Below are 13,424 nucleotides of genomic sequence, written 5' to 3'. Positions count from 1 at the left end.
GGGTAAAGGTAGGTTGATTAGTTGATACGTTGACGAGTTAACAAGGAAAACACCGAAGCCTCGCTATGCGAGGCTTCGGTAACCTGTCAACGTGTTAACTTGTCAACTAATCTCTATACCGTTGGCTTTTCACCATTTCCGATAAATAATTTCTATATAAGCTATACGACCGCGCGTCATAAAATACAGAGGCACTGCCACGGCGGGCGTATAACATTTCCTTCAGCATTTTCTCCAGTTGCTCTTTTACCGGTTTGTCGTTGTCGAGTTTGCGGTCTTCTTCAACGGAAGTAAAGTCGTCGTTCTTTATATCGATGGCATCCGGTTTTTCGGGCTGCATGCCAACTGTTGCCACGTTCCAGGTAATATCGTCGCGCATGCGTTTGTATTTAAAGAAGTATACATAGCCTTTTTTGTTTTCATAGGCTACCGGTAATTTATCGAGGTAGATCATCGTATCCAGCTTGTCGTAATTATCGAGCGGTTTAGCCACCAGGCTTCTGGCTATTTCCAGTTGGGTTTTGTATTGTTTAGGGAATTTGTCGAGCATGTTCAGGGTTTCCAGATCGGTGTACATTTCGCTGCGATACAGGTCTTCCTTTGCATATAGGGTGAATAGGGAATCCGGCATTTTGTAATTGTTACGTAATAACCGGATGAATGTATTATACCGCAATCGCCTGTCCTGCGTGGTTTGCAATTGTTCAAAGAAGCTTTTCACACCCGGGTTCCTGTTATAGAATGGCAACAGCAGAATGGCATACTGGTCCAGCTCTGCATTGCCGGCATCGGAGGTGATATTGTCGTCATCCTCGTCGTTGGCATAGGGAGATGCCGTGGGCGATTCTTTCCGGATGGCCATTTCCATTTTAGCTTTGTTTTCTTTGGCCAGTTGTTTTTTTAATAATTGTTTGGCCTCCAGGTAGATCTTGGGGAAACTGGTTTCGTAATCTGCTGCTTTCAGATAACCGCTATCGACCATTGTTTCGAGTAAGTTCATTACATCTTCCTCGTAGTCGTCTATATTCATCAGCTGCAGCAGATCAGGGAATAACTCCCTGGTAAGTGATAAGGTGTCGAACAAAGGCGACCAGCGTCCATAATAAGTGCTTCTGTTATTAGGTCGTGACACCGTGGTGAAATCGGCATAGGCCGGGTTTCCACGGGGTGTGCGGGTAGAGGAATAATCATCATCCATGATCGGTGGTTCCTGCAATACCAGGTCTTTAAATGCAATGAACGATGTTTTGGTACGCTGGTTCAGCAATGCGTTGAGGATGGCCGATTGCCAGTCTGCAGTGTCTTTTACTTTCCAGTACAGCTTTTTCAAATAGGCAGTGATGCTGGAATCTTTGAGCCGGCCCAGGTTTTCGATAAAATATCTTTTCAGTACCAGGTAATCTTTCATTTTCCAGTTCAGCGAATCGATGGCTTTTTTTATCAGGGGCACATCCGTTGAATCGAAACCTATCTGGTAAATTGATTTGCGGGCCCTTTTAACGGCCAGGGAATCTTTGCTGAACAGGTCCTTCATAAACCGGTCAGTCTTTTTGGTGAATAGCGATTCGCCTTTAAGGGTATCTACCGGTTTAAAACTGTTGAAGAAATTGGAGAGCAGGGCGCTTTGTTTGGTGAGCGTATCGGTTAAGGTGGAAATACCAAAGAAATGACCGTTGTTGTAAAATAGTTTTGCGATGATCAGCCGGCTGCTGTTGGTATCCGTTAACTGAATATCGCGGCATTGCATGCCATTGGGCAGCCGGTATGTTTTATTTTGTTTTATGATGAAGGTGCTGTCATTGAACCAGCTGGCAACCGCGGCGTTCTTCCACAGGTTGGTGCTGTCTTTTTTATAGGCGTATGGCGGCGCTTTGAAATGCATCACCAATATCTTTTCTCCAATGGTATCATTGCCGATAAGGCGGGTGCCAAAGGCGGGCAGGTTGTAATCGTCCGGGTCATCATCGGCTGTACCGTTTGTAAGTTGCAATAATTCTTCCATACCAGCCGATTCATTTTTTTTGTCGGGCTCGGTATATACCGGGGAAGTAACGGTGATGTTTAACGTGGTATCGGTACGTGGAACAGGGGCCGGGTATATATAAGGCGTTATGGAAAATGATTGCAGGAAGCGCTGGGTATTGGGATTGTCTGTTTTGTAGCAGGCAATAACGGCATAATACACAGGACCCTGGATCACATATTTAACGCTGCTGAAACTGCCATCCTTATGTTTGAATTTACTTTCCAGGGCGGGGTAACCATTCACCATAGTGAAATGGTGGCTGAGTTGTTTGTCTATGAAATCGGAATAGCCATAACTTTCATCCATCAGGTTCAGCTCGAAGCTGTCTTCTTCAATAAATGAATAGTTGTGCAGGTTGGCTTTCATAATGAGGTAGCTGTTGCCGGTTGCTGCTTCCCAGGCGGCGTATTCCAGTCTGTCGGTGCCAAAGCTGTTGTCTTTTAACAGGGCGGGAGTGTGCGGCATTTGTATGCTGAAACCGCCGGTAGGTGGTTGCCAGGTTTGCCAGGCGGCTGCGGTGTATTCTTTCAGGTGTATGGAGCCAAAGAAATCCTGCGCTTCATTGCCACTGACCACATATTCCCCGTTGCCGCTCATTTTAAACAGAATAATCTCAAAGGGCGTAACAAAGATCTGGTAATGCTGGTTATCGCCCCGGCGGGTACGGTTGATGACATCCAATCCCCGGTATCCGTTTTTAGTGATGGGAGTCTTCTTGATGATCTTGCCGGGGATGTTTTCATACAGCAGGCTGTCGATCTTTTTTAGTACCTGTTCACTACCATGTCCCCACGAGAGGCTGTTGGTTTTTATCCGGGTTACCATGTAGTAGGCACCGTTCACCATGTCGGCATATTGAACCACATCGAGGCCATTCCAGTCGGTAAATCGATAGAATTTTTTGCCGGGTATGGAAACGGTGTAGAATCCATCGTCGCAGGTTTGAGTAGTGAAGGGGGTATTGATCCTGATCTTGTCTACGGTTTCTTTTTGCAGGCTGTTGCGATCATCCATTCGCACGGGGCGCATGGTGTAGCCTTTTTGTCGCAATAATTCAATTACGCCGCGTTTGCCGGGTAAGTGGGCGGCGCCTACACCCACAAACAGCGCCATTTTTTGTATAATGGAATCAATGGAGTTGGCTTGTATTTCGTTGCGTTTGTACAGGAATTTCTCCTGGAAGGCATCGGAGAAAACGGTAAGGCTTTCCAGCGAGTCGAGCAGGTCAAGGTCGCCTTTGCGGTAAGCATCCTCTACTTTTTTGGGATTGGTCATCATGCCCTCATAGTCGTAGCTTCTTCTTTTTTTGTTCTGATCGCGCAGCATGGCTTTGTAGGCTTCCATCACCAGTTTTTCGCTTTCCTGGAAGTTCTCTACGCCGCTTACCCGTTTACCCAGTTTTTTACCGGTTTGAAAAATGTACATGTCGAGGAAGGTATCCTCTTCAAAATCCTCTGCCTGGCGGCCGTAGGTGCGGTACAACATGCCGTTGATCATGGAAGGCTCAACGGCCAGGGCTGCTTTCACGGCTTCTTCGTACCGGTCAATGGCAAAGGTGGTGATGCGCATATGATCGGTGGGCCAGTCCCAGCGGTTGGCGGTATACAGGTTAGCCATACCGGCCCCCCCGCGGCGGTTGCCGCCACGGAAGAACACAGACTGACTGTAATCATCCTGCCAGCTTTCGGGATTGGTTTCGAGCGCTACCACATCTGCACTTTTGATGGCCGTGTAAAAGGAATCACCGAGGTGAAAGGCCAGTTTATCGCTTACGTGCATGGTGCCAAACAGGTAAGATGGCTTTTTAAGGCCATTGCCACTGATCTCCCACAACAGGCTGGGGTACTTTTTAGAGGCCGGTTTGGGAACAACCGGTGTTGGATGGGGTGGCAGGGGAGCGGCGGTTTTTGGTTTATGGGCTGGCTGTTGCGCCATGGCTGGCAAAAAGATAACCAGCAACAGGACAGGCAACAAAGAGATAGGTTTTCTCATACTCGTTCAATAATTAAATGACCGTGACTTTTTTGAAATCCCGAGGTTATTTTAAAGAGGCGAACAATTGAGGTAACTGCTGAAATTCTCTTCTACCTAAATTTCGTAATAATATGCCAAATGTTAGCAGGGAATACTTTAAAGGGAGATGTTAAAAAGATAGAAAAGCATAAAAGTCTTCCCGGTTTTTTTATGGATGGCAGGTTGCCTGTCGGCCGCAGACTGAGATAAGCAATTTTGTGTATCCCGCTACAATTCTATCATATTACCGATTTTTAAATTTGGGTTCGGGTTCTTTTTTAATTACCTTTGCCCGCTCGAATTTGAGCTTACATGATGTCAAACCTGGTGCCGTAAGACCTCGTTTGTATCGGAATTAGACCCCCGATGTACCCTGATCTTACTCCCCCCTTGCTATCATGTGGCTTTATCAAAACAGTCAAAATAACACATGAAACTTTCACAGTTCCGGTTCGATTTACCACTTAACCTTATTGCCCAACACCCTACAAAGAAGCGTGAAGATGCGCGTTTAATGGTTGTGCATCGCAGCACTGGCCAGATTGAGAACAAACACTTCCGCGACATCATGGATTATTTTGATGACAAGGACGTGTTCGTAGTAAATAATACCAAGGTGTTTCCTGCCCGGATGTATGGACGCAAAGAGAAAACCGGGGCTAAGATCGAGGTGTTCCTGTTGCGTGAATTAAACAAACCAAACCGGCTGTGGGATGTAATTGTAGACCCCGCTCGTAAAATTCGCGTTGGTAATAAATTATATTTTGGCGAGAACGATGAGCTGATCGCTGAAGTGATCGATAACACCACTTCTCGTGGAAGAACGATCCGCTTTTTGTGGGATGGTACCGATGAAGAGTTCCGCAATATGCTCGAATTCCTGGGTGAAACACCCCTGCCCAAATACATCAAACGCAAACCGGAAGCAGAAGATAAAGAGCGTTACCAGACAGTTTATGCAAAACACGAAGGAGCCGTAGCAGCACCTACTGCTGGTTTGCACTTCAGCATAGAGCTGATCAAAAGACTGGAAATTAAAGGTATTCGCTTTGCCGAAGTAACTTTACACACTGGCCTGGGTACCTTCCGCCCCATTGAAGTAGAAGACCTCAGCAAACACAAAATGGATGCTGAATACTACAAGATCGATGACCTCTCCTGCAAAGTAGTTAACAAGGCTATCGAGGGCAAACACCGCATTTGTTCTGTTGGTACTACCACCATGCGGGCTATTGAAAGCTCTTATACCGCTGATAAACTGTTGAAACCTTCTGAGGGCTGGACAAACATCTTCATCCACCCCCCTTACCAGTTCAACATTGCCGATTCACTGGTAACCAACCTGCACCTGCCTAAAACCAGTCTGCTGATCATGGTATGTGCATTTGCCGGTTACGACCTGGCCATGGAAGCCTATAGAAAAGCCATCAAGGATAAATACCGTTTCTTCAGCTATGGAGACGCGATGTTGGTTATCTAGGGCAGGGCAGAAGGCAATGGGCAAAAGGCAGAGATGGCCTCCGAATTTCGAAAAGACTTACTAAATAATACAAAGCCAGTAGCAGCTAAATACTGTTACTGGCTTTTTTATGTTTAGCCAGTAGTGGCCGCGCTAAAGTGTATTTCTCTCTGCCTTCTGCCTTCTGCCCTCTTAGCGTTTCTCCTGGAATTGAAAGTAGTTTTCGCTGAAACCTGCATACACATAGGCTGTGAAATGCCTGTCGTCGAGAAACTCGATGTGATCATAGTATTCGATTATTTCATCCTGCGTAGCAGGATTTACCAATTTGATGTAGAGGCTGTGTTTTTCCGTGTCATCGTGATAAATATGTTCCCAGGTACCGGAATACAACTGTCCGATTGTATCGGTGTACCCGGCCTGGCCCCCTCTTTTAAAACTTAGTGTGCCTTCAAAGTGTGGGGAAAAATTGATGTAGTTAGGGGCGTAGTAATCAAATAATGTCCAGTTTTTACTGGTTAACAGGTTTTCAATGGGAGGGGTGGATTTGTCTTTCTTGCAGGCTGAAATGAGGAGTAAAAATGCAGGCAGGTAAATAAGGTATATTTTTTTCATATTTCAGGCTTTTGCGTTTCTACAAAATTGACCTTCTTTCTGATTGGTATAACCGGTAGTGGCGGCCATTTAACTTAATATTCAGCCAATTCCGGCTGGGGAAGGGAATTTGCCGGCGGGGGAAAGAATGGCTGGCTATTTTTAAATCAAAAAAGTAAATTTGATTATAAGTAGGAATGTATGAAAAAACTACTCTCTCTTTCTGTAACCTTAATTTGTTTTTCCTTGATACCTTACGCCCAAACCGTTATTCCGCTGTACCCCGATTCAATTCCCAATTCAAAACAGGTACCTGATGAAGAAAAAGCGGATACTAGCGTCTCAGGCAGGATCATGATAGGCAAGATCAGCCGGCCCACCCTCACCGTTTACCTCCCGCCCAAAGAAAAAGCCAATGGCGCCGCTGTAATTGTTATACCCGGCGGTGGCTATCGCATGGTGGCTGCGGTACATGAAGGCAGCGATGTGGCCAAACGGTTTAACGACATGGGCGTAACCGCCTTCGTTTTAAAATACAGGTTACCCAGCGACGTAACTATGGTAAATAAAGAAATAGGGCCTATACAGGATGCGCAACGGGCTATTCAGCTGGTGCGTGACCGCGCCAAAGAGTGGGAGATCGATAAAAGCCGGGTGGGCATCATCGGGTTTTCAGCTGGTGGACACCTTGCTTCTACTGCCGGTACGCATTTTAATCATGCGTATATCGATGCAGGTAAAAAGGTCAACCTGCGCCCTGATTTTATGGTGCTGGTTTACCCCGTTATAAGTTTTGCCGATAGTATTTGCCATATGGGCTCACGGGATAATTTAATCGGGAAGAACCCTTCGCCCGAAAAGAAAGAAGAATACTCCAATGAATTGCAGGTGACTAAAAAAACACCCCCTACTTACCTGGTGCATGCCGAAGACGACAGCACCGTAAAAGTGCAGAACATGTTATTGTTTGCTACCGCCCTGCAAAAGAATAAAGTGCCGTTTGATTTTTACCTGTACGAGAAAGGTGGTCATGGTTTTGGGTTAACCAACAAAACGAGTGAAGTGAAGTGGATGGATCTTGTTCAGGAATGGATGACCAAGAGCGGTTGGGTGAAGTAAGGGCAGAGGGCAGAGGGCAAAGAAATACAAGATAGAGTTGAATGTTGAAAGGCAAATAATCATTGCTAAACTATTAATATAAAAGCCGGTAACATCTAAAGAAGTTACCGGCTTTTAATTAATAAGACTTTACAAATTTAACGAGTTCATTTTCTGCCCTCTGCCCTTTGCCTTCTGCCCTTCACTACTATTCCAATCCAAACAGCCCTTTATTCAATAACTGCAGGGTTGTTGTTTTGTAAGAAGAAGGAACCAGCATAGATACGTTGTGCTTGCTGCCGCCATAGCTTACCATACGAACGGGTATGGGTGTTAAGGCATCGAACAGTTTGCTCAGGATATCCTTTGTTTGTGCAATTTCATTACCTACTACAGAAATGATGGTGTGATCGTGTTCTACCGTGATAGTGCCAAATGGCTCCAGCTCTTTTACGATAGACATCAGGTTACCACCATTGTCGATGGTTACTGATACAGCCACTTCAGAAGTAGTGATCATATCGATGGAAGTGCGGTATTTTTCAAACACTTCAAAGATCTTTCTCAGGAAGCCATAGGCCAACAGCATACGGCTGCTTTTGATGTTGATGGTGATGATGCCATCTTTTGCTGCAACGGCTTTCACGCCTACTGAACCTGCTTCCTGGGTAATGGTTGTTCCCAGTGCTTCAGGCGCCATGGTGTTCAACAATTTCACGGGCACCTTTTGTTGTTGGGCGGGCCAAATACAGGTAGGGTGTAAGATCTTGGCGCCGAAGTAAGCCAGCTCGGCTGCTTCTTCAAAGCTCAGTTGTTCAATCGGTAATGTTTTTTTAACGATGCGGGGATCGTTGTTGTGCATACCGTCAATGTCGGTCCAGATCTCACAAACAGAAGCATTTGCTGCGGCTGCAACCAGGGAGGCGGTGTAGTCGCTGCCACCACGTTTCAGATTATCTACTTCACCACGGGAGTTGCGGCAGATATAACCCTGGGTGATGAATAATTTTTTATCGCTGTTTTGTTGCAGAATGCGGCTCAGTTTCACTTTAATGGTGCTCAGCTGAGGTTCGTCCTGTGCATCGATGGTCATGAATTCCAACGCAGGCAACAGCATATGGTCGATACCTTTTTCTTCGAGGTATACGCTGAATAATTTGGTAGACAGTAATTCCCCTTGTGCCAGGATATCCTTGCTCAGGGCTTCACTGAAAGATATCTTTAAGATGATGTTCAGGAACTCAAAGTGCTCAGATACAATGCTCTTTGCCTTAGCATAGAGCTTGTCGGTCTTCACCAGTTCCTTTATAAAGGACTGGTAATGCGCTTCCAGCTTATCGATCAATTCTTTAGCCTGCTCGCGATTTCCGGAGGCCATCGCTTCGCCAATAGCTACTAATGAATTGGTGGTGCCGCTCAATGCGCTCAACACTACAATTCTTGGCTCGCTGACGTCTTTGGTGATCAGTTGCGCTACCTGGTGCATCCGCTCGGGTTTGCCCACTGAGGTACCGCCAAACTTCATGATTTTCATCTCAGATATATTATTTAGGGCTGCAAAGATAATAACCAGTTCCCAGAATACAGCTGAAAGCTATAAGCTGTAAGCCAAAGGCGGGGAACACTGAACTTTACACTTTAAACTTTGAACTATAGCGTAACGCCAAACTTTTCCCCTACCGCCGCTAAATCCTTCGCAACAACATCAAGTACAGGAATACCGGTTTTCATTCTAATGGCTTCCATTTCACGTTCAGGATCGCCGGGGATGATTACTTTCTCCTCGCCTTCAACGGTTTTGGCGCTGCGGAAACGACGGATCCAGTTGTCCATATGTTGTTTGAAATCGGCGGCAGGGCGGAAGGCATCCACCCGCATGGCACCAAAGAAATGACCAATGCCTTTACCGGGCATATCGGTGGGCATGGGCACATAGGCCGGGAAGGGAGGTACCCAGGGGCCGTAATTGGCACCGCTTAATACGGCGGAGAATATATCTACAACAGCGCCCAGGGCATATCCTTTATGGCTGCCGTGTTCACGGTCGCCGCCCAGGGGCAGCAGGGCACCGCCGGTTTTTAATTCATGGGCATTGGTAGAAGGATGGCCTTCTTTATCCTGGATCCAGCCCAGCGGGGCTTCCTGATCTTTACGTTGTAAGATCTCCAGCTTGCCATTGGCGGCAGTGGTGGTGGCCAGGTCGGCCACAAAAGCAGGTTCCTCGCCGGCAGGGATGCTTACACAAATGGGATTGGTGCCCAATAACCGCTCCGTAGAGAACGTAGGCGCCACGAGCGGACTGGCATTCGTCATGGCCATCCCGATCATGTCATACTCCAGGGCCATCATAGCATGATAGCCGGCAATCCCAAAGTGATTGCTGTTTTGCACACTTACCCAACCGGTCCCTACTTTCTTTGCTTTTTCAATAGCTACCTGCATGGCATAAGGAGCCACTACCAAACCCAGGCCGCTGTCGCCATCCACTACAGCGGTGGACGGGGTTTCATGAATGATGCGGATATTGGGCGTGGCATTCACCCGTTTTGCTTCCCACAACCGAATATACCCGCTGAGGCGGGCTACGCCGTGCGAATCGATGCCGCGCAGATCAGCATTTAACAGCACCTCGGCAGCGAGGCCAGCCTGTGCTGACGGACAACCCATATGTAGAAATATCTTTTCGGTAAAATCGAATAACTGTTGGTACGAGTATATTGTTTCTGCCATGGTGCAAAGAAACAAAGATTCTCTGATTCGAGCCCCCGCCCCCTCCACCGGAGGGGCGGGGGCTCGCGACTGCCGTGTTCGAGAGCGCGCAACTTGAAGCCTGCCGCGTGTAGCGGTGTATTGGCTTACAGCTTATAGCTGTATTTTTTTCTGCATTCTGCCCTCTGCCTTCTGCCCACTGCCTTCTGCCCTCTGCCCTTTATGCTTTCAACCTCATATTAACGGGATCCCAATAAATGATCCTTTTTTGAAAATAACTGTCATTGGCCGCCAAACAGGGTGCGGCAGCCCGGAAGGCGAATTCCGGTGCTTCATTGGCCTGCGTGCCATTGCGGATGGCATCGAAGAAATTGGTGAAATGATCGAGGTGCTCGCTGTAGCCATCCTGCACTTTATATTTTACCGGCGCTTTTTCTGGTCGTTTCTGATCATCGGACGACCAGCGGTCGTTGTATTGTTTTTTCAATTCTTCCTGCATGGCGGTAGGGAAGGTGTTCAGCGAATCGTAACCGCCAATGCCAGGTGCTTTCGGCAGCATGCTGTGGGTAATGGTGAAGCCATTGCCATCCAGCTCTATCATACCTTCGGTGCCATATAACCTGATATTGCTTTTATTACCACCGCCACTGATGAAATTCACCCGCAGCATTACCTGAAAAGCCGGATGCGTTTTTGTTGCCGGATAATCCATAATAGCAGTCATCACGTCCGGCACATCCCGGCCATCTTTCCAATAAGAGAGTTGTCCGCTCGATACAATGCGGGTGGGGCCATAGGAGTCAGTGATCATATGAATACCCGAGATCAGATGCACAAACAGATCGCCTGCCATACCCGTACCGAATGCTTTATAATTGCGCCACCAGAAGAACTTCTTTGGGTCGAAGGGTGTTTGCGGCATGCCGGTCACATATTTGCGCCAGTCAACCGTTGAGGGCGATGCATCGGTTGGGATGGTGTATTCCCAGGCGCCGATGGCGCTTTGCCGGTCGTAGGTGGCTTCCACACAATTGAGGGCGCCGATTTCACCGGCTTTGTATAATTCTTTTGCTTTGATGTATGCAATGCTGCTAACGCGCTGACTGCCCACCTGCATCACTTTTTTACTCAACCGGTGTGCCCCGATCAATGGCAGCCCTTCCCATAATTTATGTACCATGGGTTTTTCGCAATACACATGTTTTTGTTTGCGAAGGGCATCGGTGGCAATACGGGCATGCCAGTGATCGCTGGTGGCAATGATCACCGCATCGATGTCTTTTTTGTTGAGTAATTCGCGATAGTCCTGGGTGGTGTACAAACTGCTGCCGTACAGTTCCTGCATTCTGTCTAACCGGCCTTTGTACAGATCGCAGGCGCCGGCCAGTTCCACGCCCGGTACTTTCAGGGCGGTTTGCAAGTCGTTGTGCCCCATAATGCCGGTACCAATAAGGCCTATTCGAATGGTATCATTGGCACTGATGGGGCGTTGATACCGGATGATGCGCTCTTCCAGTTGTTCAGGGTTGGCAACGGAAGCGAACGGACCGGCAGCCAGCATAGCGCTGGTGGCCGTTAACTGTTTTAAAAATTTCCGGCGGGTTGATGCATAATCTTTTGACATAGAGTTAAGGTTGACGAGTTGATATGTTGATTGGTTAACAAGTTGACAAGTCTGCAACTAACCCGTTGCTACTGCTATAGTTGTAGCAGCATTCGGTAACAATACTTTGATGGGTGGGGGTTATGAGCGGGGGCACGTTTCTTGCTGAGTACCCGGCTGTAAGCAGTTTTATCTGACTACAGGTTGCTGAAGTTACAGATTATTAAAGATTTTTTTTCAGCGGGTAAAGTATATTTACAATTATGATTGGTAGGGCCGTACTTCTTTGTTTACTGATTTTCTTACAATACGTATCTGAGGCGCAGCCGCGCCGGGAAGACATTTATAGCGATTTTGTGCTATATAAAAAGCGGCAATTATTACTAAAAGATCTGCACGAGAATGTAGTGGGCAAAGCGTTTTTATCGCCCCTCGACAGTAATACCGAATACCGGTATGAAGCCGCCTGCCGCGCCATTGTTCAGTTTATGCTCGATAACGATACCACCCAGTTGGGTATTACCCAGTTATTTGTTCAATACGATTCTTTACAATATGATACCAAACGGGCCATGCTCGAAACCGTGTATGGCGTGTTTCCCGAACAGTATATTCAAAGCATTCAACTGCTGCTGGCAAAAGAAACCAACCCTTTGTTGTTTGCCATTGCCGCTGCCTATAGCTTGCGGTACGATTCGGCAACCGTGAATGCAGCCACCATTAAAAAAAGGATCAAAGAACAATTCCCCAACTACGCCACCAACACAGTACTGAACGAACTGGATAAATACCTGAACACCTATACGCATTATCAACCACCCACAAATAATGACCTGCTTGAGTTATTCAGGTATCAGCAAACTGTAAAGAAAAAAGTCATCTATTCATTGCAACGGCATAGCCGTGATTATGGCGGACTGGCCATTATTCAAAATGCAGATGGCAGTTTTATGCGAACAGCCGAAGGACGGTTACTGGTTTTTGAACAACTGGCCCGTTCAGCCTCGGGTCTTCCTTATTTTCTGCCAGATGGCAATACTCCGCAAGGCGTGTACAGCATTCAGGGTACTGCAGTTACCTATAATAAATTGATAGGCCCAACGCCCAATCTACAACTGATAATGCCTTATGAGCGTAAATGGACAACCTACTTCCATGCGGGTGACACCACCGTTTGGACCCCTTCCAGTGATATGCTATGGGCCTACCTGCAATTACTACCGCCTGCATTGCGAACCAATGCCGCGGTAACAGAAGCATTTTATGCCGGTAAACTCGGCCGTAATTCCATCATCGCACACGGCACTACCATTGATCCGGAATATTTTAAGAACAAACCCTGGTATCCATTAACCCCTACCATGGGTTGTTTGTGCGCCAGGGAATTGTGGAATGTTTCAAACGGACGATTACTGTTAAGTGATCAGTTTAACCTGGTAAGCGCTTTTACTTCTACTGCAGGCAACAAAGGATATTTATATGTTATCGACATCGATGATCAGAAGAAAGCGGTGAGCCGGATGGAAGTGGAGAAGTTGGTTAAAGAATTTGAATTGAAAAGAGTGGCTGTGGGGAGGTAAGTTTAAAGTTTAAAGTTTAAAGTTGAAAGTTTCGAGTTATTGGGTTCTTAGGTTATTAGGTTCTTGGGTAATTGGGTTATGGGTTGTGAGTTTTTAGTTCCAGATACAGTGGTTTTCATATTTGCCTTCTGCCCTCTGCCTGCATTTTCATCATTGCCTTTCTTCTCTGCCTTCTGCCCTCTGCCCACTGCATTTATTTGTCTGCCCTCTGCCTGCATTTTCATCATTGCCTATTGCCCATTCACCATTGCCTTTCTTCTCTGCCTTCTGCCCTCTGCCTTCTGCCCTCATTGTATTCCAAGAAAAAAGCCCCGCGTTTAACACAGGGCTATATAAATAGAT

General features: G+C 46.9%; 8 protein-coding genes. 3 read left to right on the top strand and 5 right to left on the bottom strand.

The window, feature by feature from the left end; genetic code table 11:
* Positions 1–106: 106 nt before the first annotated feature.
* Positions 107–4,018 carry a TraB/GumN family protein gene (locus BMX95_RS27925; RefSeq protein ID WP_081198542.1) on the bottom strand — a complete coding sequence of 1,304 codons (3,912 nt, stop codon included), beginning with the start codon at positions 4,016–4,018 and terminating at the stop codon, positions 107–109.
* Positions 4,019–4,469: 451 nt separating this feature from the next.
* Here BMX95_RS27925 and queA point away from each other — a divergent pair, with 451 nt between their 5' ends.
* On the top strand, positions 4,470–5,519 hold the full coding sequence (gene queA, locus BMX95_RS27920) for a tRNA preQ1(34) S-adenosylmethionine ribosyltransferase-isomerase QueA (RefSeq protein ID WP_081198543.1): 1,050 nt from the start codon (positions 4,470–4,472) through the stop codon (positions 5,517–5,519).
* 171 nt (positions 5,520–5,690) lie between these two features.
* Here queA and BMX95_RS27915 read toward each other — a convergent pair whose 3' ends face one another.
* Positions 5,691–6,113 (bottom strand): hypothetical protein, encoded by a 423-nt coding sequence (locus BMX95_RS27915; protein WP_081198544.1) that lies wholly within the window; start codon positions 6,111–6,113, stop codon positions 5,691–5,693.
* Between the two features lie 180 nt (positions 6,114–6,293).
* Here BMX95_RS27915 and BMX95_RS27910 point away from each other — a divergent pair, with 180 nt between their 5' ends.
* A complete protein-coding gene (locus BMX95_RS27910; RefSeq protein WP_081198545.1) occupies positions 6,294–7,211 on the top strand; it encodes an alpha/beta hydrolase in 918 nt (305 codons plus the stop codon).
* 187 nt (positions 7,212–7,398) lie between these two features.
* Here BMX95_RS27910 and BMX95_RS27905 read toward each other — a convergent pair whose 3' ends face one another.
* The 3 genes from BMX95_RS27905 to BMX95_RS27895 all read right to left on the bottom strand — a co-directional run bounded on the left by BMX95_RS27905 (position 7,399) and on the right by BMX95_RS27895 (position 11,523).
* Positions 7,399–8,724 carry an aspartate kinase gene (locus BMX95_RS27905; RefSeq protein WP_081198546.1) on the bottom strand — a complete coding sequence of 442 codons (1,326 nt, stop codon included), beginning with the start codon at positions 8,722–8,724 and terminating at the stop codon, positions 7,399–7,401.
* A gap of 116 nt (positions 8,725–8,840) precedes the next feature.
* Positions 8,841–9,920, bottom strand: a complete 1,080-nt coding sequence (locus BMX95_RS27900; protein ID WP_081198547.1) for an Ldh family oxidoreductase — start codon at positions 9,918–9,920, stop codon at positions 8,841–8,843.
* A 199-nt stretch (positions 9,921–10,119) separates the two neighbouring features.
* Positions 10,120–11,523: a Gfo/Idh/MocA family protein gene (locus BMX95_RS27895; protein ID WP_081198548.1), complete on the bottom strand. Its 1,404-nt coding sequence runs from the start codon at positions 11,521–11,523 to the stop codon at positions 10,120–10,122.
* 242 nt (positions 11,524–11,765) lie between these two features.
* Between BMX95_RS27895 and BMX95_RS27890 the strand changes: the two genes are divergently transcribed.
* The gene (locus BMX95_RS27890) at positions 11,766–13,082 is read left to right on the top strand and encodes a hypothetical protein (protein WP_081198549.1); all 1,317 of its coding nucleotides are present in this window, start codon (positions 11,766–11,768) and stop codon (positions 13,080–13,082) included.
* Positions 13,083–13,424 lie beyond the last annotated feature (342 nt).

The sequence above is a fragment of the Niastella yeongjuensis genome, assembly GCF_900110245.1.
Taxonomy (GTDB): Bacteria; Bacteroidota; Bacteroidia; order Chitinophagales; family Chitinophagaceae; genus Niastella; species Niastella yeongjuensis.
This window is presented reverse-complemented; position numbering and strand designations above follow the sequence as displayed.